Source organism: Arthrobacter sp. zg-Y1143, from assembly GCF_030125565.1.
Taxonomy (GTDB): domain Bacteria; phylum Actinomycetota; class Actinomycetes; order Actinomycetales; family Micrococcaceae; genus Arthrobacter_B.
Window position 1 is genome coordinate 336,800 of record NZ_JASKLW010000005.1, and the last position, 23,404, is coordinate 360,203.

23 protein-coding genes are annotated in these 23,404 nt (G+C 66.3%); 12 read left to right on the forward strand and 11 right to left on the reverse strand.

What is annotated here, in order from left to right; all coding sequences use genetic code 11:
- The first annotated feature begins 45 nt into the window (after window positions 1-45).
- Window positions 46-1,059: an FUSC family protein gene (locus QNN98_RS08165; RefSeq protein WP_283996822.1), complete on the forward strand. Its 1,014-nt coding sequence runs from the start codon at window positions 46-48 to the stop codon at window positions 1,057-1,059.
- Here QNN98_RS08165 and QNN98_RS08170 read toward each other — a convergent pair.
- Window positions 1,056-2,099 carry a cupin domain-containing protein gene (locus QNN98_RS08170; protein WP_283996766.1) on the reverse strand — a complete coding sequence of 348 codons (1,044 nt, stop codon included), beginning with the start codon at window positions 2,097-2,099 and terminating at the stop codon, window positions 1,056-1,058. The genes QNN98_RS08165 and QNN98_RS08170 overlap by 4 nt on opposite strands.
- A 524-nt stretch (window positions 2,100-2,623) precedes the next feature.
- On the opposite strand from QNN98_RS08170, the gene QNN98_RS08175 reads away from it, so the two are divergent.
- The 4 genes from QNN98_RS08175 to QNN98_RS08190 all read left to right on the forward strand — a co-directional run bounded on the left by QNN98_RS08175 (window position 2,624) and on the right by QNN98_RS08190 (window position 7,448).
- Window positions 2,624-4,204 (forward strand): Na+/H+ antiporter, encoded by a 1,581-nt coding sequence (locus QNN98_RS08175; RefSeq protein WP_283996767.1) that lies wholly within the window; start codon window positions 2,624-2,626, stop codon window positions 4,202-4,204.
- 20 nt (window positions 4,205-4,224) lie between these two features.
- The gene (locus QNN98_RS08180) at window positions 4,225-4,554 is read left to right on the forward strand and encodes a hypothetical protein (RefSeq protein WP_227911191.1); all 330 of its coding nucleotides are present in this window, start codon (window positions 4,225-4,227) and stop codon (window positions 4,552-4,554) included.
- 95 nt (window positions 4,555-4,649) lie between these two features.
- The gene (locus QNN98_RS08185; protein WP_502864648.1) at window positions 4,650-6,143 is read left to right on the forward strand and encodes an MDR family MFS transporter; all 1,494 of its coding nucleotides are present in this window, start codon (window positions 4,650-4,652) and stop codon (window positions 6,141-6,143) included.
- Window positions 6,144-6,218: 75 nt separating this feature from the next.
- On the forward strand, window positions 6,219-7,448 hold the full coding sequence (locus tag QNN98_RS08190; RefSeq protein WP_283996768.1) for an acyl-CoA dehydrogenase family protein: 1,230 nt from the start codon (window positions 6,219-6,221) through the stop codon (window positions 7,446-7,448).
- A 20-nt stretch (window positions 7,449-7,468) separates the two neighbouring features.
- On the opposite strand, the gene QNN98_RS08195 is transcribed toward QNN98_RS08190, so the two are convergent.
- A complete protein-coding gene (locus tag QNN98_RS08195; RefSeq protein ID WP_283996769.1) occupies window positions 7,469-8,290 on the reverse strand; it encodes an SMP-30/gluconolactonase/LRE family protein in 822 nt (273 codons plus the stop codon).
- Between the two features lie 104 nt (window positions 8,291-8,394).
- On the reverse strand, window positions 8,395-8,973 hold the full coding sequence (locus QNN98_RS08200) for a TetR/AcrR family transcriptional regulator (protein WP_283996770.1): 579 nt from the start codon (window positions 8,971-8,973) through the stop codon (window positions 8,395-8,397).
- Window positions 8,974-9,214: 241 nt separating this feature from the next.
- Here QNN98_RS08200 and bsh point away from each other — a divergent pair, with 241 nt between their 5' ends.
- The gene (bsh, locus tag QNN98_RS08205; protein ID WP_227911196.1) at window positions 9,215-10,171 is read left to right on the forward strand and encodes a choloylglycine hydrolase; all 957 of its coding nucleotides are present in this window, start codon (window positions 9,215-9,217) and stop codon (window positions 10,169-10,171) included.
- Here the strand turns inward: bsh and QNN98_RS08210 are convergent.
- Entirely contained in the window at window positions 10,168-10,632 is a 465-nt protein-coding gene (locus QNN98_RS08210) for a GatB/YqeY domain-containing protein (RefSeq protein WP_227911197.1), read from the reverse strand. The genes bsh and QNN98_RS08210 overlap by 4 nt on opposite strands.
- 165 nt (window positions 10,633-10,797) lie before the next feature.
- Between QNN98_RS08210 and QNN98_RS08215 the strand changes: the two genes are divergently transcribed.
- From QNN98_RS08215 to QNN98_RS08235, 5 genes are all read left to right on the forward strand, one after another.
- Complete coding sequence (locus QNN98_RS08215; protein ID WP_227926394.1) at window positions 10,798-11,247, forward strand: Fur family transcriptional regulator; 450 nt, start codon at window positions 10,798-10,800, stop codon at window positions 11,245-11,247.
- Between the two features lie 156 nt (window positions 11,248-11,403).
- Window positions 11,404-11,661: a hypothetical protein gene (locus tag QNN98_RS08220; RefSeq protein WP_227926393.1), complete on the forward strand. Its 258-nt coding sequence runs from the start codon at window positions 11,404-11,406 to the stop codon at window positions 11,659-11,661.
- A 105-nt stretch (window positions 11,662-11,766) separates the two neighbouring features.
- Window positions 11,767-13,356 carry an ABC-F family ATP-binding cassette domain-containing protein gene (locus QNN98_RS08225; RefSeq protein WP_227926392.1) on the forward strand — a complete coding sequence of 530 codons (1,590 nt, stop codon included), beginning with the start codon at window positions 11,767-11,769 and terminating at the stop codon, window positions 13,354-13,356.
- A gap of 67 nt (window positions 13,357-13,423) precedes the next feature.
- Entirely contained in the window at window positions 13,424-14,734 is a 1,311-nt protein-coding gene (locus QNN98_RS08230) for a cation:proton antiporter (protein ID WP_283996771.1), read from the forward strand.
- Window positions 14,735-14,790: 56 nt separating this feature from the next.
- On the forward strand, window positions 14,791-15,522 hold the full coding sequence (locus QNN98_RS08235; RefSeq protein WP_283996772.1) for a YqjF family protein: 732 nt from the start codon (window positions 14,791-14,793) through the stop codon (window positions 15,520-15,522).
- On the opposite strand, the gene QNN98_RS08240 is transcribed toward QNN98_RS08235, so the two are convergent.
- The 7 genes from QNN98_RS08240 to QNN98_RS08265 all read right to left on the reverse strand — a co-directional run bounded on the left by QNN98_RS08240 (window position 15,411) and on the right by QNN98_RS08265 (window position 22,757).
- Window positions 15,411-16,013: an SRPBCC family protein gene (locus QNN98_RS08240; protein WP_283996773.1), complete on the reverse strand. Its 603-nt coding sequence runs from the start codon at window positions 16,011-16,013 to the stop codon at window positions 15,411-15,413. The genes QNN98_RS08235 and QNN98_RS08240 overlap by 112 nt on opposite strands.
- 70 nt (window positions 16,014-16,083) lie before the next feature.
- Window positions 16,084-18,318 (reverse strand): alkaline phosphatase, encoded by a 2,235-nt coding sequence (locus QNN98_RS08245; protein WP_283996774.1) that lies wholly within the window; start codon window positions 18,316-18,318, stop codon window positions 16,084-16,086.
- A 169-nt stretch (window positions 18,319-18,487) separates the two neighbouring features.
- Window positions 18,488-19,108: an L-threonylcarbamoyladenylate synthase gene (locus QNN98_RS08250; RefSeq protein WP_227926387.1), complete on the reverse strand. Its 621-nt coding sequence runs from the start codon at window positions 19,106-19,108 to the stop codon at window positions 18,488-18,490.
- 26 nt (window positions 19,109-19,134) lie between these two features.
- A complete protein-coding gene (locus QNN98_RS16520) occupies window positions 19,135-19,467 on the reverse strand; it encodes a hypothetical protein (RefSeq protein WP_442860321.1) in 333 nt (110 codons plus the stop codon).
- A gap of 4 nt (window positions 19,468-19,471) precedes the next feature.
- Window positions 19,472-20,686 carry a DUF222 domain-containing protein gene (locus QNN98_RS08255; protein WP_502864649.1) on the reverse strand — a complete coding sequence of 405 codons (1,215 nt, stop codon included), beginning with the start codon at window positions 20,684-20,686 and terminating at the stop codon, window positions 19,472-19,474.
- A gap of 87 nt (window positions 20,687-20,773) precedes the next feature.
- Window positions 20,774-21,766: an alpha/beta fold hydrolase gene (locus QNN98_RS08260; protein ID WP_283996775.1), complete on the reverse strand. Its 993-nt coding sequence runs from the start codon at window positions 21,764-21,766 to the stop codon at window positions 20,774-20,776.
- A gap of 22 nt (window positions 21,767-21,788) precedes the next feature.
- Complete coding sequence (locus tag QNN98_RS08265) at window positions 21,789-22,757, reverse strand: glycosyltransferase family 2 protein (protein WP_283996777.1); 969 nt, start codon at window positions 22,755-22,757, stop codon at window positions 21,789-21,791.
- A gap of 175 nt (window positions 22,758-22,932) precedes the next feature.
- Here QNN98_RS08265 and QNN98_RS08270 point away from each other — a divergent pair, with 175 nt between their 5' ends.
- Window positions 22,933-23,166 (forward strand): zinc-ribbon domain-containing protein, encoded by a 234-nt coding sequence (locus QNN98_RS08270; RefSeq protein WP_283996779.1) that lies wholly within the window; start codon window positions 22,933-22,935, stop codon window positions 23,164-23,166.
- The last annotated feature ends 238 nt before the right edge of the window (window positions 23,167-23,404 follow it).

Here is a 23,404-nt window from a genome sequence, read left to right on the forward strand (position 1 = left end):
CGGCAACGATTCCTAGGCCGCAGTGAAAGGCTTCCTGCACCAGTGATGACCCATGTCCGTGAATTCCTGAGCATTCCCTCCGGCCGCGGGCACCGTTTCCCCGCCGTGCGCGTTGGTCTCGGCTTGTTTTTGCCGCTGCTGGTCCTGGTCCTGCTGGGGCGCACGGACCTGACCATGTACGCAATCTTCGGCTCGCTGACCGGGGTGTTTGGCCGCAGCGAGCCGCATTGGCGCCGGCTGAAGCACCAGTCCGCCTCCGGTGCCCTGATGATCCTGACCGTGCTGGCCGGCGTTGCGCTGTCCCAAACCGACCCGGGGCCATGGGCCGTGGTGGCTATCGGCACGGTGATTGCCGGCTGCATTTCCGTGGCCGCGGACTACCTCCGGGTCAGGCCCGCCGGTCCGTTTACCTACATTTTCGCCTTCACCGCCACCTCCGCCGCGCCCTTCGCGGGATCACTCGCTGAAGCCTTCCTGACCGCCGCGGCCGGGGCGCTCCTGGCTGTGCTGCTGGGTGTGGCCGGCCGGGTACATGCCCGCCGGCATACCCCCGCGGTGCGACTCACCCGTGTGCCGCCTGCCTGGGGGCGGATTTTGCTGCACTCGGGCAGGTACACGGCGGCGGTGGCGGCGGCCGGCTCGCTTTCGGCGGTACTGGGACTGGGCCACGGATACTGGGCCATGCTGGCCGCCTGCGCGCCGCTGGCAGCCGCCGACGCCGCGTTGGGTCCGAGGCGGGCAGCCCACTTCATTCTGGGCACCTACGCCGGGGCGCTGCTCTCGGCCCTGCTGCTGCAGGTGCACTGGTCGCCGGTGGAGCTGGCGGTGCTGCTGGCCGTGCTGCAGTTCGGCGGGGAAATCTACGTCATCCGGCACTACGGAATGGCCATGGTGTTCCTCACGCCGGTGGCGCTGCTGATGACAGGGTTCACGCACAGCGCGGACGTGTGGGCGCTAACGATGGACCGGGCGTTGGAGACCACCATCGGTGCGCTGGTGGCCGTGGCGGTTATCGCCGGAACAACGCGCAGTGCGCAGGCGTTGCGCCCGGGAGCCTAGCTCCTGGACGCAACGAACAGCTGCGCCGGGCCGCGGACCTGCGCCTTCACCGGATCGCCCAGGTATAGGACCTTGGAGCCCTGGTCGATCGGAGTGGTTGTATCACCCACCGTGATTTCGGCATCCCCCAGCGCCGCCAGGACTACCGTAAAACGGCCCAGCTGAATGTCCCGCGGCGTCTCATCGAGGACCGCACGCTCCAGCAGGAGCTCATCGCTCCAGAGCGGAATCCGTTCCCGGAAGCTGTCTGCCTGGGTGACCGGGAGCGGTGCCGGCCCCGTCTGTTCCGTGGCCAGGATCTGCTGGAGCTCGTCCACGTTTATATAGTCCTTGGTCAGGCCCACCTTCAGTGCGTTCTCCGAAATGCTCATCACCACCATGGCCAGGCCGGAGAGGTAGGTGTGCATGCAGCCGGCCGGAGTGACCATGGCCTGCCCCGGTTCGAGGTGGAACAGGTTCATGCAGATGGCCAGCAGGATCCCGTGATCCCCGGGGAACAGCTCGCGGAGGCGGTGGACGACGGCGATCGTGTCCGCCACCGGGCCCGGGGACGGAGGGGTGCAGGCGGCCCGGTCCACGGCAGCATAGGTTTCCGCCAGTGCCCGTGCCTTCTCATCGGGCGTCATCCGGAGGATGGCATGGCTGGGGGATTCGTGGCGGAAGGCAGTGAAGGACCGCAGCCAGGGCAGGCCGAGTTCCTCCGCGATAACCCGCAATTCTGCCGGGCTGCGCTCGCCCGAGAGGACGCGGACGGGAGTAATGGCGACGGCCACCTCCAGCCTTGCGGAGCAGTCTTTATAGTTCCGGGTCCGGGCGTTCAGCGGCAGTCCCCGGGCCAGCTCGCGGATAAAGCCGGCCTGTGCCTGCTCCACGGAGGGATGGATGAGAATCTCCGGCGGAACGTCCGCGTCCACCAAGCGCATCCGGAAGGGGACGGGGCGATCCGGCAGGGCATCCGGCCCGGTGAATATCTCGGGATGTTCGACTATGAGCTGGTCCAGGGCGGCGGGAACATCGGCGGGATCCCACCGGATGAGCATCCCCGGTGCCTGCCCAGGCGCAGCGGTCGGACCGGTGGACGGGACAGGGGCAGCTCGCCGAGCCCCGCCGTGCAGTGAAACGGGGGGAATCGGCTGATCCATGTTGGGCCGCGGAACATCTATGAGGCCGTACAGGCGCGTCACGGCAGCGGAACCTCCCTCCCAAAGCCGTGTTGGACGATGAAAGTTCTGAGGCGGCGGAAACATCTTTCCGAACTCACATCACCGTTGATTGTGGATTCAAATGCTTACGCGTTAATTTTAGCGAGAGGGCGGGAGCGTGCGGAAGCGGAAAGTAAGCCCCCTTGCGGTGAAGATGCCCACCCGCTGAAGTGATGCGAGCCGCACCCGGGAACCGTCGAATCTGGGCTTGCACTGGATGCATTCCTACACTCTTGTGATTTGGGTGCAATAATTATCCGCAGACCGGTACGCAGTGACGCAAACCCGAAAGAGGTTACAGGCACATATGGCATGCACAGGAACGACAGTCTCCGACCCGTATTGCGGAAGGGGCTGAAGCAATGGAATTCCTGATGCTCCTGATCTGCCTCCTGTTCGGCACGGTGCTGGCCGCAGGCGTGGGCGAGCGGATCCGCCTCCCGTACCCGGTGTTGATGCTGATCTTCTCGGCAATGATTGCCTTCCTGCCGATCATCCCCGAGGTCCACATCAACCCTGAGTTGATCCTCCCGCTCTTCCTGCCTCCGTTGCTTTACGCAGCCGCCCAGCGCAGTTCCTGGTCGGTGTTCCGCCTTCGCTGGCGCTCCCTGGTGCTGCTGGCCGTAGCCCTTGTGGCGGTAACCGTGGCTGTGGTGGCCGGCGTGTCATGGGTGATGATTCCGGCTCTTGGCCTCCCTGCCGCCATCGCCTTGGGCGCCATTGTTGCTCCGCCGGACCCCGTGGCCGTGGAAGCTGTGGCCGGCAAGGTGAAGATGCCCCGGCGCCTGATCACCGTGCTGCAGACCGAGGGCCTCTTTAACGACGCCATTGCCATCGTGATCTTCCAGGCCGCCGTTGCGGCCAGCACAAGCGGCGGCGTCGTGGGGTGGGACATAGTGCCCCGGTTCCTCATCGGGGCAGCGGGAGCCGTGGTTCTGGGCCTCGCCATGGCATGGGTAGTGGGCAGCCTGAACCGGTTCGTCCCCAACATGGTGGCCCGGTCCGCCGCAACCCTCGTCGCCCCCTTTGCCGTTTATCTGCTGGCTGAAGAAGCCCACTTCTCCGGTGTGGTGGCCGTGGTGGTCACCGCCCTGGAGCTGGGCCGCAGGGCCCGGCCGCAGGACTCCGAGGAGCGTCTGACGCGCACCGCGTTCTGGGACGTCGTGGAGCTGCTGACCACCGGCGTCGCCTTCGGCCTGGTGGGCATCGAAATGCGCTACATCATCGAGGATGAGGGTTCGGACCTGCTGGGCATGATTCCCGGCATCGTGGCGGTCTGCGCCGCGGTGCTTCTGGTGCGGTTCCTATGGATGCTGGCGATCTACCGCCTCGGCGGTGCCGAAAAGAACCACGTTCCCGGCTCGCTTAAGGAAGTCCTGGTGCTGACCTGGTGCGGTATGCGCGGACTGGCAACGCTGGCCCTGGCCCTGGCACTGCCGGGCACCACGCTCGCCGGAGAAGCACTGCCCGGACGCAACTTTGTGGTGGCCTGTGCGGCCGCGGTCCTGGTAGTCACCCTGGTGGTCCCGGGGCTGACCCTGCCGTGGCTGATGCGGGTCCTGAAGCTGCCCAATGACCACAAGGACGCCAACCGCAAGGAACGCGAACTGGCCCTGCGGGCCGAGAAGGCAGCCGTTGAGACCATGAAGCGCTGCGGGGCCATCCAGGAGCTTCCGCCCGAGCGCCGGGCCGTCCTGGCCAAGCGGATGTCCTCCCTGCACTCGATGCTGCAGGGCGATGAGGAACACGATCCGCAGAAGCTGCTGGACCGTAAGGCCACGCTGGAGGTCATGGACGTGGTGCAGCGCGAGGCGATGGACGCCGCGCGCCGGGAGGTGCTTGCGGCCCGGCGGGAGCCGGGCATGGATCCCGAGGCCGTGGACCGCGTGCTGCGCCGGCTGGACCTGCGCACCGTCACCATGGACCACCGGGAACACCACTAGGGCAGTTAGACTGCGGGACCATGAGTACCAAAGAGGAAGCATGGCCGCACCTGGGAGCGGCTTGGCTGGTGCAGGCCGCTGCCGCACTGGCGCTGGCGGTCGCCGTCGTGCTCCTGCAGCTGTGGGTGTTGCCCGAACCGGTGCTGGTAACCGTACTGCTGGCCGTGATCCTGGGCGCGCTCGTTATGCTGCTGCTCGCAGTGCCGGAACTCTTTGGCTGGATCCGCCGCCGCTTTGAGCGCACCTGGCTAGTGGTATCGCTCATGGGTGTGGTGGCTGTTGTATGCGGCTGGCTGCTGGTGATTACCTTTGTGCTGGGGTTCGGGCTGCTCGTGATCGGATTCGGCTGACCGATTCCGCACCCGGTGCGGTGCACGCGTAAGCTGGCAGGCCGGGTCCGCTCCAGCGGCCCCGTATACCAACCGTTGTTTAGGAATCCTCCCTCTTGAGTCTTGACCCCCAAACCGACGTTTCCCCTGAGCAGGGAAAGCCGGGACGCACCCCTGCCCCCGATGCCCTGGACGCCCGCACCAAAACCGTGATCGGGCTGCTGCTGGTCTCCTCCTTCGTGGTGATCCTCAACGAAACCATCATGAGCGTGGCCCTGCCGCGGCTGATGTCGGACCTTGAGATCACTGCCGGCACCGCCCAGTGGCTTACCACCGGCTTTATGCTCACCATGGCCGTGGTGATTCCGGCTACCGGTTTCCTGCTGCAGCGGTTCTCCATGCGCGGGCTGTTCCTCACCGCCATGTCCCTGTTCAGCGCCGGTACGCTGCTGGCCGCCACGGCACCCGGCTTCGGCGCCCTGCTGGGCGGACGGATCATCCAGGCCGGCGGCACGGCTATTATGCTGCCGCTGCTGATGACCACGGTCCTGAATGCTGTTCCGGCGCATAAGCGCGGGCAGATGATGGGAAGCATTTCCATTGTCATTGCGGTGGCACCGGCCATCGGGCCCACCGTCTCCGGAATCATCCTCAATGCGCTGGACTGGCGCTGGATGTTCTGGCTGGTCCTGCCCATCGCCCTGCTGGCCCTCGGCCTGGGCGCGGTGAAGGTGCGGAACCTTACCGAGACCAAGCGCGTGCCGCTGGACGTCCTGTCCATAGTGCTGTCCACCTTTGCCTTCGGCGGGCTCATTTTCGGCCTCAGCAGCATCGGCGAAGCTGCGCAGGGCAAGGAACTGATGCCGCTGTGGATCCCGCTGACCGTCGGGGCCCTCGCCATGGTCGGCTTCGTGCTGCGCCAGCTGGTGCTCCAGCGCACTGACAGTGCCCTGATGGACCTTCGCACGTTTACCAGTAAGCCCTTTGTGGTGGCGATCCTGATGGTCCTGGTTTCCATGATGGCCCTGTTTGGTTGCCTGATTGTCCTCCCGCTGTACCTGCAGAATGTTCTCGGGCTGACCACGCTGCAGACCGGCCTGCTCCTGCTGCCCGGCGGCGTGGTTATGGCCATCCTCTCGCCGGTTGTCGGTAACCTGTTTGACCGGTTCGGTCCCCGCCCGCTGGTGATTCCCGGCGCCGTGCTGCTCAGTGCCGCCCTGTGGGGAATGACCATGCTCACAGATGAGACCCCGGTTGGCGTCGTCATCCTGCTGCACTGCTTGCTCAATGCCGGCCTGGGCTTCATTTTCACGCCGCTGTTCACCTCTGCACTGGGCTCGCTGGACAAGTCCCTGTACTCCCACGGCAGCGCCATCATCAACACGCTGCAGCAGTTGGCCGGAGCCGCCGGCACCGCCGTCTTCATCACACTGATGACCACCGGCACGACGACGGCGCTGGCCGACGGTGCATCAGCTGTCTCGGCTGCGGCTTCCGGCGTCCACACGGCGTTCTTCTGGGGTGCGGTAGTCTCCCTCGTCGCCGTTGCGGCATCGCTCTTCGTCCGCCGGCCGACCAACGAGCTGCCGGAGACCGTGCTCCCGCACTAAAACGGTTGACCCGCGGTGTGATGCAGGCCATACTCACCACTAACTAAACGATCATTTAGCTGAGTGGAGCATCCCATGACCGTAACCCGGACCGACCGTCCCGCCTTCGAACCCGCCGCCGGCCAGGACGTGGATTCAGACCTCTACCTCTTGGACGAACTGCTCGACGAGCAGGCGCGCGACGTCCGGGACCGGGTGCGTGCCTTTGTGGACAGGGATCTGCTTCCAGTCATCAACGGGTACTGGGAGCGGGCCGAGTTCCCGTTTGAGCTGGTGCCCAAACTTGCGGCGCTGAACATAGCCGGAGGCACCATCACCGGCCACGGCTGCCCGGGGCTGAGCCGGATTGCCTCCTCCACGGCGGCAGCGGAACTGGCCCGCGGCGACGGGTCCATCAACACCTTCTTCGGCGTCCACTCCGGCCTGGCCATGGGCAGCATCGACATGCTCGGCAGCGAGGAACAGAAGCAGCGCTGGCTGCCGGCAATGGCCATGATGGAAAAGATCGGCGCCTTTGCGCTGACGGAGCCGGGCCACGGTTCGGATTCGGTCTCACTGGAAACCAGTGCCCGCCGGGAGGGGAACGAGTATGTCCTGAACGGCAGCAAACGGTGGATCGGCAACGCGAGCTTCGCCGACGTCGTGATCATCTATGCCCGGGACGAGGCCGACGGCGCGGTCAAGGCCTTTGTGATGGAAAAGGACGCGGACGGCCGGCACCCGGCCGGGTACACGGCAGAAGTCATCACCGGCAAGATGGGCAAGCGGGCGGTGCTGCAGCCGGACATCGTGATTGAGGACCTGCGCATCCCGGCGGCAAACCGGCTGGAGAACTGCAACTCCTTCAAGGACGTGAACAAGGTGCTGGCTGCCACGCGAGGGGGAGTGGCCTGGGAAGCGCTGGGGCATGCGGAGGCCGCATACGAGATTGCGGTGGCCTATGCCAAGCAGCGGGTGCAGTTCGGCCGGCCGATTGCCGGGTTCCAGCTGGTGCAGAACAAGCTGGCCAACATGCTCGCCCAGCTGACCGCCGTGAAGCTCACCTGCTTCCGGCTCAACGAATTGGGCGACGCCGGGCAGATGACCGGGCCCATGGCCTCCATGGCCAAGATGTTCGCCGCCCGGCAGGGCCGCTGGATTTGCCAGGAGGCACGGGACATCATGGGCGGCAATGGCCTGCTGCTGGAAAACCATGTGGCGCGGCACCTGACGGACATGGAAGTGGTCTTCACCTATGAGGGCACGGACAGCATGCAGTCGCTGATCCTGGGCCGGCACATCACCGGACTGTCCGCCTTCGCCTAGCCCAGGAGCCCGCCGCGGCATTACCGAACCCGCAGGCCCATCACCTGCCCGGTTTTGCCTGCGGCGGGGTCCATTGCCTCGGGCCATTGGGCGGTCATCATGAACAGCAGGCCGCCGTCCTGGCCGCCGGTGGCGCAGGAGAAGCATCCCTGCTCCAGCTGCACGGTCTCCACTACGTTCCCGCCCGCCTGGATCCGCACGCAGCGTTCCCCCGGCACCTCGGCAAACCAGATGCCCCCGGAGCCGTCCCAGCAGATGCCGTCCGGCGCACTGCCGTTGACCGCTGCCCATTCCCCGGCCGGCGCCAGCCCCCCGCCGGGCGTAACGCTGAAGGAAGTGAGCCGGCCGGCGTTGGACTCGGCAACCACCAGCGTCCCGCCGTCGTCCGAGACCAGCATGCCGTTGGGGAAAGCCAGCCCGCCGGCGGCCTGCTCCGCGGATCCGTCCGGCCGGACCAGGGCAATGACCCCGTCCGCACGCGCCGCGCCGGAGTAGTCGTAGCCAATGCCGTTGACGTAGATGTTGCCGGAAGGGTGAACGGCAATTTCGTTCCACGGATAGTCCGAGAGGCCGCTGAGGTCTGCGTACGGGACCAGTCCGGCGTGGGGCACCTCCACCAGGACGTGGCCATCGGTCCCTGAAACCACCACCATGCGGCCGTCCGGCAGCCAGTCAAGACTGATGGGGAAGGACGGTACCGCGGTAACCCGGCGGACATTACCGTCCGCATCCAGTGCGGAAATGGTCCCTGCAGTCCAGTCCGCGAACCATAATTCACCGTTGTGCCACCGGGCCGATTCCCCCATGCCGATACCGGACACCAGTGTGGTCAGTTCCGCCATGCTTGCACCTCGATTGCCTTGGGTCCCGGGCCTGCCGCCGGTGCGGGACCTCCAGTATGCCCGTGGGACGGGCGGTGTAACAGGCATGCGGGGTGCGGCGGCGCTCAGGCCGCGGCGCCCAGCATCCGCAGCGCCATGGAGCTGTGGTGTTCACCGATTGCTGCAGCACTCAGCCGGCCGTCGCTTCGGTACCAGCGCGCGACGTCGATGCACAGCGACAGCAGCGCGAACACGGCGAGCGATGTGTCCGGGACGTTGAACAGACCCTGCTCCCGGCCCCGGTCCACCACGGTGCGGAACTCCGCGTCCACCGCCCTGCGGATGTCCAGCACCTCGGCACGATGCTCGTCGCTGAGCGCGGCCAGTTCGAAGTTGACCACGGCCGACTTGGTGCGGTTGCTGCTCTGCCATTCCACGAAGTCCCGCACCATGGTGCGGATCTGTTCCACCGGATTGCTGCTGGTGGAAGCGCAGGCGCGGACCAGTTCCAGGGTGCGCTCGTGCCCGAGCTTGGAGATGCTGTAGAGCAGCTCTTCCTTGGAGCGGTGGTGCACGTACACGGCTCCGGGGGTGACGCCTGCGGCGGCGGCGATGTCCCGCGTCGTCGTGCCGTGGAAGCCCTTGACGGCAAACGCCTCGGTGGCGGATTCCAGCAGCCGCTGGCCGGTCTGGACTGCAGGCACCTGGACCTCCGGGGATGGCAGTGAATGAGCGTTCAGCAATCAGGGTAACAGCGGCGGCGGCGGGGTGGCTGCGCCGGTCCCGTGAGGCAGCAGCGCTGGAACCCAATTCGGCTGGCGTGTGGCTGTTTCTTCGTCCGCACCGCGCCCGCGGCGGCGTTCCGGACCTAGACTGGAGAGCTCAGGGGGGAGGCGAAGCCCCGTGCGGGCTTGGCTGTATACGCCATACCAAGGGAGCATCCATATGTGCACAGGCATCAGGTTCTCGGACGGCAGCAACCTTTATTTCGCACGCAACCTCGACTGGACATCCGACTTCGGGGAACGGGTGGTGGTGACGCCCACGGGTTACGCCACCAAGTCGCCGTTCGGCGCGGTGCCCAAGATCCAGCACGCCGTTATCGGCATGGGCATTGTCCAGGAGGACACGCCGCTGTACTTCGACTGCGGCAACGACGCCGGCCTTGCCGTCGGCGGCCTGAACTTCCCGGGGTACGCGCAGTACGCGCCGGAACCGGTGCAGGGTGCCACCAACGTCGCAGCGTTCGAATTCCCGCTGTGGGTGGCCTCCCAGTTTGCCAGCGTTGACGAGGTCGAAGCCGCGCTGGACAAGGTGGTGATTGTCGACAAGCCGATCAACGACAAGTATCCGAGTTCATTGCTGCACTGGCTTATCGGCGACTCAACGCGGGCCATCGTCGTGGAACATACGAAGGACGGTATGCACGTCTTCCACGACGACGTAGACGTGCTGACGAACCAGCCCGGCTTCGACTGGCACCACGAGAACCTGCGCAACTACCTCAACGCCTCGTCCGCATTTCCCGAGGAAGTTGTGCTCAACCGGGCGCATCTGACCCCATTCGGCTCGGGGTCACTGATGCGCGGGATCCCCGGGGACTACTACTCGCCGTCGCGGTTTGTCCGCGCGGCGTACGTGCATGCGAACTACCCGGAGCAAAGCACTGAGGAAGAGAACGTCAGCCGCGCGTTCCACACCTTGCAGCAGACCGCCATGGTCGCCGGCAGCGCTGCCATGGGGTCGGGGGAGTTTGAGATAACCACGTACACCGGCCTGTATTCGTCCCGGACCATGAGCTACTACTGGAACACCTACGACGACCCGGCCATCCAGAGCGTCCGGATGGCCGACCACAAGGCCGACGGATCGGACCTTGTGGTCATTAGCCCCGGCAGCTAAGCCAGGCGGGAGCGGACGATCTCGCTCACGGCCTTGCCATCGAACCGCCCTGCCACCTTGGCGGTCACCGGCTTCATCACCTGGCCCATCTGGCGCATGGACGGCTCAGTGCCTGCGGCGCGCAGGCCGGCGATGGCTTCGTCGACAATCGCTTCAACGTCTTCCCGGCCCAGTGGCGCGGGAAGGTAGGCCTCGATGACCTCCGCTTCGGCTTCCTCAGCGGCGGCGCGTTCGGTTTCGCCTGCCTCGGTGTAGATGCGGGCCGTGTCGCGGCGCTTGGCTGCTTCCTTCTGCAGCAGGGAAACCGTCTGCGCGTCGTCGAGCTCTACGGGAGTCTTCCCGGACTTTTCGCGGGTGGTGATTTCGCCCAGCACATTGCGCACCGTGGTGAGGGCAGTACGGTTGCCCGCCTTCATGTGCGTCTTCATGTCTGCCTGCAGCTGCTCTTTGAGCGTGGCCATAACCGATCCTCTTCCACTGGTGTGTTGCGTCCCTCCTATCGTCCCACCGGGTGACCCGCTGCTGCTCGGACCGCCTGCGTGGCGGGGGACACAGCGTCCGGAATCACACCCCAAAACCCCCCAAGTTGTCTTTAGCCAGTCAAAACAACTGATAGCGTTCTTGGTATGCAGACGGACCTGGAAGCGGATCGGCTGGCCGGAAAAATCCGGACAGCTGGACTGAAAGTCACTGCACAGCGCCTGGCGGTTTTGCGGGCGCTGGAGAACACCCCGCACTCCAGTGCGGACCGTGTTCTGGGTGTCGTCCGGGAAGAACTGCCGGCCATTTCGGCGCAGGCGGTTTACGGGATTCTGTCGGCTTTCACCGACGCCGGGGTAGCCCGGCGGATTGAACCCGCCGGATCACCCGCCCTGTACGAGTCCCGTGTGGGGGATAACCACCACCACCTCGTCTGCATCAGCTGCGGAACAATCCGCGACGTGGATTGCGTGATCGGCCAGGCGCCCTGCCTTGCCCCGTCGGATGACTCCGGCTTCACCGTGATTGCCGCCGAAGTAACCTTCAGCGGTGTCTGCAGCAGCTGCCGGCAACAGGCGGAATACTCCGCCCGCTAAGCAGCACACCCGTCCGAAGCACCGGCGGGCCTTTCAATGGCGATTTTCCCTTTCCGGGCTGCACCATGCCCGGAATCCGCCTTGTCCCGGCCCGCGAAGCCGGCGGCAAGAACCCCGGCCCGAGTCTCACCGAACGCAATATCCGAGGAGAGAACTATGACCATCTTGATCAACCGACCCGCAGCAGCAACCACCACCCGGGAAACGAGCCACCGCGCCGCCCCGGCCGCCGCTTCATCCCGGCCCCTGGGCAGCTACACCACCCGCTACGACCGCCCGCAGGCAGCAGCCCGCCCCGAGGGCAGCTACGTCTCGGCCGCCAGCCAGGCAACGCGTGTCCGCGGCAGCTACACCCGCATGGAAGGTGCCGCACAGCGCAACCGTCCCGTGGGCACTTACACCCTCCGCGGCTAGGCTTCGAGGCCAGCCTGCGCCCCCGGCGATTACCGCCGGCCGTGCAACGGTAAGATGGGTGCTCGTTGTCCCGCGGGGCGAAGACCAACCCCTTGAGAGGACACCATGAGCCTGATCCGGCTGCAGGACGTCAACACTTCCTTCGAGAAGAAGCAGGTCCTGCGAGAAGCGTTCCTTCGGCTCGAACCCAAGGACCGGATCGGCCTGATCGGCCGCAACGGGTCCGGCAAGTCCACCATCCTCAAGCTTGTGCTGGGGCAGGTGGAGCCGGACTCGGGCACGGTAACCGTGGAAGCGGGGGTGAAGATCGGCTACTTCTCCCAGTTCTCGGAGCTCGACGGCGCTGCCAGCATCACCGAGGTCCTCGACGCCGTCTTCGGATCGGTCAAGGATGTGGAAGCCGAGTTGGCCCGCATCGACGGCGAGCTGTCCGGAAATCCCTCCGATAAGGAGATGGACCGCCTCATCCGGCGCCAGTCCGAACTGTTTGAAACCATGGACCGGCTGGACGGCTGGGACTATCCCCGGCGGATTGACACGGTCCTGACCACACTGGGGTTTACCGAGGCGCACCGGACCTGCCCCATTGACGCCCTGTCCGGCGGCTGGCGGAACCGGGCAGCGCTGGCGAAGATCCTGCTCGAGCAGCCCGACGTCCTGCTGCTTGACGAGCCCACCAACTACCTGGATGTGGCCGGCGTCGAATGGCTTGAAAGCTGGTTCCGTGATTTCCGCGGCGCCGCCGTCATTGTCTCGCATGACCGGAAGTTCCTCGATGCCGTCGTCACCCGCATCGTGGAGGTGGAGAACTTCCACCTGCACGAATACCCGGGGAACTTCGCCGAATACGTGGTGCAGAAGCAGTTCCGGCTCAAGACGCTGCAGGCGCAGTTTGTCCACGAGGCCGAACTGCTGGCCTTTGAAGCAGAAGGCATAGCGGACCGCCGCGAGGCGGCCAAGGCCGGCGGCCGGTTGGGCACCCAGCTGGCCCGGATCAAGAAATCCCGCGCCCCGCGCCCGGTGGATGAAATCATCACGGCCATCTACGACGGGCTGCACGTCAAGGACGTCCTGGGCCGCTTCCGCGGACTGGCAAAGTCCTACGGCGACAAGGTGCTGTTCTCCGACCTGAGCTTCGAAGTGAACAGGGGAGACCGCATTGCGGTGACTGGAACCAACGGCAGCGGCAAAACCACCCTGCTTCGCGTGCTCACCGGCGAGGAAGCTCCTGACGCCGGCGAGGTCAACTGGCCCAAGGGACCGTCCATGGTCTCCTACAACCAGATGCTCGCCGAACTCGACGACGACGACACCGTCACCCACGCCGTGAACTCCCTTCCCGGATCCCTGGCTTTCAGTGCGACGAAAAAGTCCGTGAACCGGTTCCTGACAATGTTCCAGTTCTCCGAAGCGGACCTGACCGCCAAAATCGGCAACCTGTCCGGCGGCCAGCGCGCCCGCGTAGCCATGGCACAGTGCCTGCTTTCCGGTGCCCCCGTACTGCTGCTGGATGAACCCACCAACCACCTTGACATGTCCAGCACCCAGGTCATGGAGCGGGCCCTGCTGCATTTCCCGGGAGCGGTCATTGCGGTCAGCCACGACCGGTTCTTCACCGAAAAAATAGCCACCCGCTGGTTCATTTTCGGTGCGGAAGGTTCTGCTCCCGGGCAAGTGGAGATCCGCGAAGGCTGACCCCTCCGGCACGCCGGTTCCGCGGGGCACCTGTTTGTGCGGCGAAAGCCGCGGTAATGTTCAGGCGGTGTTCGACGGACCCAGCCTCGTCTTTTTCGCCGCCGGATTGGCGGTGTTCATGGCCGCCGTGCTGCCCAAAATCCTGCGCGACATACCCGTGTCGATGCCCATGGTGTTCCTGGGCGCCGGCATCCTGGCCTTTACCGTGCTCCGGAACCTGCCGGATCCGGACCCGGTCCGGTACGCCGACGTCACCACGCACCTGACCGAAGTATGCGTCATCATCTCGCTGATGGGCGCCGGGCTCGCCCTGGACCGGCCCGTCGGGTGGCGGCGCTGGTCCACCACCTGGCGGATGCTCGGCCTTGCCATGCCGCTGACCCTGCTGGGACTGACCCTGCTGAACCTGTGGCTGCTCGGCGTCGGACTGGCTGCCGCAGTGCTGGTGGCCGCCGCCCTGGCGCCCACCGACCCGGTGCTCGCCTCCGAGGTGCAGGTGGGGGAGCCGGCCGATGACGAGGAAGAAGACGCCGAAGGGGAAGCAGAGGACGAAGTCCGCTTCGGGCTGACGTCAGAGGCCGGGCTGAATGACGGACTGGCGTTCCCCTTTGTGTACCTGGCGATTGCCCTGAGCGTGGTGGGCACCGCGCCGTCGGCATGGCTGCCGCACTGGCTTGCCGTTGATGTCCTCTGGCGGATTGGGATGGGCGTGCTCCTGGGCTTCGCCACCGGCAAGGGACTCAGCCGGATTTTCTTCTCCGCCCGGCTTGAGAGCATCCGGCTGTCCAACCACTCCGAAGGCTTCGTCGCCCTGGCCTCCACCTTCCTGGCCTACGGCATCACCGAGATGCTGGACGGCTACGGGTTTGTTGCCGTGTTTGTATGCGCCGTCACCATCCGTGCCGCCGAACGCACGCACGGCTACCACCGGGTGCTCCACAGCTACGTCGAGCAGCTGGAGCGGCTGCTCACAGTAGTGATCCTGGTGCTGCTGGGAGGGGCCATTGCCCGGGGGCTGCTGGCCGGCATCGGCTGGCGCGAAATAGCCGTGGCCGCGGCCTTCCTGCTGCTGGTACGGCCGCTGGCGGGCTGGATCAGCCTGCTTGGCGGCCGGCCCGGGCGCCGTGAACGGCTGGCCATTGCCTTCTTCGGCGTCCGCGGCATCGGCTCGCTGTACTACCTGGGCTATGCCCTGGGCAAGGGGAACTTTCCCGGCGGCGAGCAGCTGTGGGGGATGATCGGCCTGGTGGTGGCCTCCTCGATTGTCCTGCACGGCGTCACCGCCGCCCCGGTCATGAACCGGCTGGACCGCCTGCGCGAGCGGGTGGCGGAAGAGCGCTTCGGCGACGGCCGGCAGGCGCCGGACACCCCGGTCTAAGCCCGTCTCCACCAGCCGCTCTGGCAGCGGCAGGCCGCCGTTGCTACCTTGGCGGGATGGATGCGCGCGTGCACGGCACGGAGGATCCCTGGCCCGCCGGACCGAGGGTGGCCCCGCCCGTGCTGATGGCCCAGCGCTGGGCCAGTACGGTGTTCCTGCACTGGCGGATCGACCCGGCCGCTGCAGCCCCATATATGCCGCCGGGCGTGGAGCCCGATGTATACCGCGGGTCCAGCTACGTGGGCCTCATCGGCTTCCGGGCTCCGGAGACACGGCTGTGCGGTGTCCGGGTGCCATGGTTCGGTTCATTCACGGAAATCAACGTCCGCCTGTATTCCCGCGGGCAGGACGGCAGCCGCGGGGTGCTGTTCCTGAGCCTGGACGCCTCACGCCTGGCGCCGGTGCTGGCGGCCCGCGCGCTGCGCATCCCCTATGTCTGGTCCCGCTGCCGGCCCACACGCTCGGGCTGGTCCTGGGGGTACGACGTCGAGCGGTTCCGCAGGCAGGCACGGTCCTCCTTCACGGCGGTACCCGACTATGCCAACCAGGCCGATGACGAGCTGTCCCTGTGGCTCAGCGCCCGCTTCGGGCTGCATTCCGCGTTTGCCGGGCGAACCGTATTCATTCCCATTTCGCACCGGCCCTGGCCGCTGCATCCGGCCCGGCTGACCCATTTCTACGACGAGCTGGTGCCTGCTGCCGGGCTGCCGGTATCCGGACCGCCGGACACCGTGCATTTCTCCACCGGGGTGCGGACACTGTTCGGGCGGCCCTGGCGGGTGGCTTGATTCCGGCGCAGTTCCCGGCGCAGTCCCTGTTCGCCGCGGTGCATCAGCATGCTGTGGGCGGCGGTGAAGACGGGCCGTGCCACCGGGGTGAGCAGCCGCATCCAGGGACGCGTGGGCGTGACCTGCCAGTCGATCAGCATGCGGGTCCGCTGCGGAACCCGGGGGTCGGGGGAGAGACGGATCCGGCCGGTGCCGACCAGGTCGCCGCCGGCGTCGAACTCTATGAGGCGGGGGAAGTCCGCGCGCGTGGGCCGGATCGAGATGCTCAGCCGGTAGCCCAGGGCCGCCCTGAACTGCAGTGCCGCGGTGGTTGCCAGCAGGCGGGCGTCGTCGGTGCCCGTATCGGCTTCCGGGGCGGTTGTCAGCTCCTCGAGTGTGCATCCCGGCCACCAGCGCGGCCAGCTCATGTCGCTCCCGGCGACCAACGCCCAAATCTCTTCCGGACCGGCAGGGAGCAGCCAGCAGGAGGGCAGATTGTAGCGACCGGGCATCCCACCAGCATGCCATCCCGGCGCCGGTGCCCGGAAAAGGCACCCGCACCGGGATGGCCGGCGGGATTACTCAGCTGAGGTAGTAGGGAACGGGCAGCTCCAGTCCCCGTTCAGCCATCACCTCACGCAACCGGGTGGGGTAATCGGTGATGAGGCCGTCCACGCCCAGATCCATCAGCGCATTCATGTCAGCCGTTTCGTTGACCGTCCACGGGATGACGGTCAGCCCCATTTCGTGGGCGTCGGCGATCATCTCGGGGGTGACGGTAGTGGCGATGGGGGAGACGACGTCGTACCCCTGGGCCGCAGCGGCCCGCGGAACTGAACCGCCAAAGTCGTCAATGTCGATCCCGCCCAGCTGGGGTGCCGTACCGGGCTGGCCGACCCCCAGCTCCTCCGCCGTACCGGCCAGGGCCACCAGCGTCAGGTCGGGGGCGGTTTGGGCCACGATATTCAGGGTGGACCAGTCGAAGGACTGGATGGTGGTCCGGGCGGACTTGCCCGCCTCCCGGACTTCGGCCACGACGGCCTCGGTCAGCGCGACGCTGGCCGGTCCTCCCGCCATTCCCTCTTCGACCTTGGTCTCCACATTGAACCGGACCGTGTCGGCACGGTACTGGTCGGCCAGGTCGTAGACGTCACTGAGTTCGGCGATGCGGTTGCCCTCCACCACGTCCTGTTCGGGGAACCCCGGCAGCTGCTGGTAGCCGCAGTCCAAGGTCTGCACCTGGGCCCAGCTCAGTTCCGCCACCCGGTCACCCACGTAGGGGAACTCGGGGTCCCCGGCACTGGCGGCACCCGTGTCGATGCATTTCTCGGGCTGGATGAGGTCGTCATGCCAGACGATGATCCGGCCGTCCTCGGTCAGGTGCGTGTCCAGTTCCAGGGTGCTCACACCGAGTTTCAATGAATGGGCGAAGGCGGCCAGCGATTCCTCGGTGTTTTCCCCTCGGCCGCCGCGGTGCGACTGCAGGTCAAAGTCCTGCTCCGTGCCGGAACGCATGACCTCAGTCATCACGTCGAAGATCCGGGTGTTCTCATAGACGCCGGACAGCATTTCCGCGCCCGGACCCATGGCCGTCAGCGGCACGTCCTCGCCGGTGTGGCCGCCGGTGGTCCAGTCGATCCGGTACTGCTTGTCCGAACCTGCGACGCTGAAGGGTTCTTCCTGCACCGGGCTGTCCGGGTTGGTCTCGTCATTGAGCGGCTCAATTGCCATGCCGCCGGTCTCGTGGTCCCCAACCGTGATGAGCAGGGTATTGCCGTCCTGCTCGGCGAACTCCTTGGCCAGCGCCACGGACCGGTCGAACTGGATGCCCGATTCGATGGTGAGGGCTCCGTTGTTCACATGGCTGAAGGCGTCAATGCCCTCCTCCTCGACCATCAGGAAGAATCCGTTGTCGCCTTCTGTGCCGTCCAGCACGTCCAGGGCTTTCTGCGTCATTTCCGTCAGCGGTACTACGGGTTCGTACTGTGCCTCAACGTCGTCGCCGTACTGGAACATCTCCTCGTTGGCGAACAGCCCCAGGATCTTTCCGCCGTCGGCGGCCTGCAGTCCGGCCCTGTCCGAGACGTACTCGTAGCCCTGGTTCTGGGCCTCTTCGACGAGGTTGCCCTCGGTTCCGGCGCTTTCCTCGGACTCGTCCTCCGGCGGGTTGTCGGGGAACCGGCCCGGGTCACCTGCCGGGTACCAGTGGTCTTCTCCGCCCCCCAGGATGACTTCGGGGTGGGAGCTGCGAAGGAACTGGGCGGCGATGGCGCTCTGCTCATCCCGGTCCAGCACATGAGAGCCAAACGCCGCCGGGGTGGCGTCCGTAACCTGGCTTGTGGTGACCAGGCCCGAGGACTTCCCCAACCCTTCGGCGATCTCCAGTGCAGTGGTTACCGGCTGGCGGTTAAGGTCCGTGCCGATGGCCCCGTTGTACGTCTTGACGCCGGTGGACATGGAGGTGGCTGCTGCGGCTGAATCGGTGACGAATGTTTCTTCATCAGCGGAGTTGGTGTGGACACGTCCCACCTCCGGGAGGGTGTCCATGGTGAGTTCGCCGGTGAGCCCCACGGAGGCCAGCCGGATGGCGTCTCGCTGGCTGGCGCCCATGCCGTCGCCGACCATCAGGATGACGTTCACCGATTCGTCGTTGTCCCCGTTGCCGCCGGTAGGGCTGGGAGTTGGGCTCGCCGTCGGGCTGGAGGTTTCGCTGGCGGTTGGACTGGATGTTGGAGTCGGCGATCCGGTGGCTGTGCCGCTGGGTCCGGGGGAGCCGGTGGGATTTGCCGTTCCGCCCGTAGCCGGTATGCCCCCCATGCCGCATCCTGCCAGGACGCAGACGCTTAGTACCGCGGTGGATAATGCCGAAGCCGTCTTATTCATGTGGATTCCCCTGCGAGTGACTTGCCTTGGTCCCCCTGACGGGAGCCACACTCTGCACCGGCAGACAAGGTGTCAACAGAAGGCAGGGGTATTCGCGGGCAGCCTACTCGAAGGGGGCAGGATCTCCGGTGCCGCGGCGGACCACCTCGGGAGCGCCGCTGGAGAAGTCCACCACCGTGGTCAGGTCCGGGCCGCAGAAGCCGGAGTCGATCACGGCATCCACCTGGTGGTCCAGCCGTTCCTTGATCTCCCAGCCCTGCGTCATCGGTTCTTCGTCACCGGGCAGCAGCAGCGTGCTGGAAAGCAGGGGTTCGCCCAAGGCATCCAGCAGGGACTGGACCACGGCGTTGTCCGGGATGCGCACGCCTACGGTGCGCTTTTTGGGGTGCGACAGCCACCGGGGAACTTCCTTGACTGCCGGAAGGATGAACGTATAGCTGCCGGGGGTGGCGGCCTTGACGCTGCGGAACACCGAGTTGTCCAGCTGGACGAACTGCCCCAGCTGGGCGAAGTCCCGGCACACCAGGGTGAAGTGATGTTTGTCGTCCAGCTGCCGGATCTGACGGATACGTTCCAGGCCCTCCCTGTTTCCCAGCTGGACGCCCAGGGCGTAGCAGGAGTCGGTGGGGTAGGCGATGAGTCCGCCGGAGCGGAGCATCTCCACGATCTGGTTGATGGACCGCGGCTGCGGATTCTCGGGGTGGACGTCAAAGTATCTGGCCATGCTCAAAGCCTACCGGGACGGCTTGGCTACGCAGCCCGGAGCGCATAGGCGAGCGCTGACTCGGCCACGGATAGTTCATCACCAGTCCGGCCGACATCGGGCAGCGGCGCCGGCAATCGCGTTCCCGGTCCTGGCGGGGCGCCGGGCAGGGGCGGAGCAGCAGAGCAGTGGGTGTGGCCGGTGGGTGTGCGGGTTTCCACGGTGTGCGTTTCCACGGTGTGCAGAGTGTGCCCGGGCTTGTCCGGCAGCAGCACCGTCCGTGCCGACCAGCCCGGTGCTTCCTTTGCATGGTTGCATGCTTCGCACAGGCCCTGTCCGTTGTCCCCGGTAGTGGGTCCGCCGTCGCGGTGCGGCCGCACATGGTCAATGTGCCGAATGGGTGCGCCGCACCAAGGCATACGGCAGGTCTGGTCCCGAGCGGCTATGAAGCGGGCCAGGGAAGCCGGAAACAGCCGCGCGCGGGAATCCATTGCTACCAGCTCGCCGGTTTTCGGGGCTGTGTACAACCGGCGAATCCACCTCCGGGCAGTCTTGTCCGCCCGCCTGGCCGAAGTGCTTTCCGCCTGGGCGTCTGCGCGCCCGTCTGGCGCGGTTGCCCCCGTCCCCGGTACGTCCGCCGCCTTGCTGGCGGACCAGGTCCCTTGCCCACTGGGCCGGAACCGGACCGTACCCGGGCACAAGTGCCGGTTCGGACTCGCCGGCAAGCAGCGTTCGGTCCGTCATGACCAACTGGACCTCTACCCCCATTCGGCCGGCATCGGCGTGCCCCGTAATGCGTTCAACCAAGGTGTCCGCCATGATTTGCCCGCGTCCGCGGCTGTCACCGGAAGCCCGCAGCCGGTCCGCCTCGCGTGACAGGGCGGCATAAACGCCCACGCCCTGGCTGACCGGCAACAGTCCAGTCAGGTAAGTCATGGTGTCCGGGGCAGGACGGCACGAGACGAAGCGTTCCGAAGCGGCCTTGGCGGCCCGGTTTACCGAAGTCTGCGGATCCAGCCGGTAGCCGGCAGCCTTTGCCCGGGCGATGATCTGCCGGTCCCCGAGGGTCTCCAGTACCTTTGGATCCCCGGCGACCTCGCGGTCCACGGTGCGCCGGTCCGCAACGCTGAGACACGCAGTCTCACGTACGAGCAAGGTGGCGCGCCATTCACTGATCAGTCCGCGGCTCAAAGCGTCCAAGGTGCAGGGCATCTCGGCGGTGAGCGCTTTCGCGAAACCCAAGAGCCTGCCGCCCCGGTTGGCAGATTCCCTGCGGGCCAGCGCTATTTGGCCGGCGATACCCTTGCCCAACTGTTCCCGCGGCAGGCCGGACAACTCCTGCTTCTGCCGGTGCAACGCGTCAAACGCAGCGGCGGCACGCGCCTGGGCCGCCGCTGCAGCAGCTTTTAGTTCCTCGAGGGCACGGATGCGGTCGATGAGTTCAATATCCCCGGCAGCGCGGTCAGTACCCCCGCCGAGGGAAGCCACCCACCCGCCCACGAGCTCGGCGGTAACCTCGACGGCTACCGCAGGAGGCGTCTTGGAAGGTGGGGTGGAAGCCTCCCGGAGATGAGGAAGAGGTGCAGAATCTTCGAACATGTGTTCGAGTCTATTTGTCCCTGGATTCGAATGCGAGAGGAAAAATACCTGACCTGCTACCCGGTTTCCGGGATAGAAATTGCTGGCCTAGATTCGCCATGAACGACCGCGGCTGCCTAGCTCTGCGGACATCTCCTCCACAGCCCCTGCGAGCGCCGCCAAACCCTTCGGTCCAACGTGGCCTTCCCCGTCTATCACCGTCAGTCGGCTGGAGGGCCAAAGCCGGTGCAGCTTGCAGGCGGTGTCCACCGGGCTGCCGACATCCTTCCGACCATGGATCAGCCGAGCAGGTATGCCGTTGAGCTCATAGATCCGCGGCAGAATCGCCTCGGCGCCCGGGAGGAACCCGTCCTGCGCCCAGTACCGGGTCACCAGGAGGGCGAAACTCACCAAGCTGCGCTCGCCGTCGAACCGGGGAGCAGCGGATGTTTTGGAACCGGCCGGCCCCGCTGTTTCCAGAGCTGCGACGGCGGATTCCCACCGGTCCCAAGCTAGCGCCGCAGCGAGGGCGTCCGTACGGTCCGGACCTGCCAGGCGGCGGGCATAGGCCTCCACTGTCCGCTCATGCGGCAGGGCGCGGGCATCCCTGATGAACTCCTCCAGGGCCTTCGGGCAGAAACGTCCGACGCCGCCGGTGATCCAGTCGATTTCGGCACGGCTGGTGGTGGTCACCGCGGCCATGGCAAGGCCCAGCACCCGGTCCGGATGCCGGAGGGCATATGCCATGGCCAGGGTGCTGCCCCAGGATAGTCCGGTCACGATCCATGCAGGGAACCCCAGCTCGGCCCGCACGGCTTCGATGTCCTCGATCAACTGCTGGGTGGTGTTCAGGTGCAGGTGCGCCAAGTCGTCTTGGACGACGGGGGTGCTGCGGCCGCATCCGCGCTGGTCTATGCCGACGGTGAAAAAACGGGACGGATCGTGCCGCCTTCGGTAACCGCCGGACCCAAGCGAACTGCCGGGACCGCCGTGCAGGTACAGGACCGGGATGCCGGCCGGATTGCCGCTCGCTTCCCAGTAGATCCGGGCGTGCGGTACGGCTACCCAACCGCTGCGGTGCTGGCCCTGCTGATTCCCCATCCGACTAAGGTACGGCACGCACTTATTTCCCCATGCCCCGCCGCAGCTGCCGGACGGAGTGGGCTGCGGTCTTGAGCCGGGTGCCGGAATACGGGATTCCCCCGCACAGCCGCCGGGCCGCCGCAAGCCACACGCACACAGCCCGCTCAGCAACCCAGGCGGGCGCCCACAGTGCCGCCGTCGGCCCGAACACGTGCGTGCCGCCGTCGCGCCGCCGCCCGTATTCCGCCGCTGCCACGGCCGCTGCGCCAAAGGGCAGCAGCCGTACCGGCCGGCGCAGGCACCATGCCAGCACCGGAAGGAGCGCCAGCTCTGCGGCGAACCGCACGGGCTGGGCCAAACCGTCGTAGGCCTGCCGGACGCGCTGCCGCAGGAAGTGCCGGGTGGAGCAGGGGAGCCTGGCCACAAAGAGGTCATCGGCCCGTACTTCCACACCGCCCGCGGCCCGCACCGTCCGCAGCAGCTCGAGGTTCTCGAACAAAACACCGCCGCTGTAGCCGCCCGCCCGCCGGAGAGTCCCGGCCCGCACCGCCATGGTCCCGGGATAGTCCGACCCGAAGGCCCGGTTCAGCAGTGTCCGGCCGGTGTCCCATTTCGCGTGCCACGGCAGCGGGGGCGGGAAGTGGTTCTGCGGGCGGACGACGTCGGCCCCCTCCAGCAGTTCGAGGATCCGGGACAGTCCTGCCGGAGTAAAGCGGACGTCGTCGTCGGCAATGACCAGGTTGGCGGCCTGCGTGAGGTCCAAACCCGTCAGGACCCCGTCCACCTTCCCGTTGCAGCATTCCGGATGCTTGGGCCGGCAATGCCGCACTATCGGCGGAAAGGCGCGGGCGTGCGAGGCAAAGTGCTCGACGTCCGAGCCGTCCACCACCAGGACCGGCAGCTGCGCGGCCAGCTCTGCCAGATACCCGCACAGCTCGTCCAGTCCGTCGTCAGTGCTCCATTTCAGCGGCAGGATGTACTCAGCGTCCAGCACGGGGCGGGCTTCCATGGCAGCGAACATAACCCCACCGCGGTTGGTAAGCAACCTTAGTAATTACCGCGTGTCCCCGTGCGGCCGGCCGGCCCGGTCCGTAGAGTGGAAGCAAATGGAGGAACCCGACTATTTCGCCGGAGACTCCCGCAGCATGCGTGAACGGCTGCGGCGGGGGACCTGTTAGGAACGCATGCTTTTTATCCTTGGATTCAAGACCGTTGCCCGCGCCCTGTTCTCCCGGCCGGCCACCTGTCAATACTGCGGCGCCTATGCGCCGCAGCAGGTGGAGGAGCGCGCCAACCGGCTCACGCTGTTCTTCATCCCGGTCCTCACCACCAGCCGCCGCTATGCCTTCACATGCTCCAACTGCGGGCAGAGCACCGGGATCAGCCGCATACAGAAAATCGCGCTGCAGCGCGGCTAGAACCCGCAACGCCACCTCCCCGAAACCGTCCCGGGACTCTCCGTGTGTGCCCGGTGTCCCCGGCGCGCCGGAAAAATCAATAGAATGAATTAAGCACAACAGCTGCCGGCCCTGTTCTGGCCGCACCACAGACTTCCGGAATGCCGCCGTACGGCTGCCGTTCCACCCTGCAATTTGATCCCCGACGAAAGAACTACATCCGTGAATAGAACACCTGCCGTCCTCAAAGCCCCCCGGG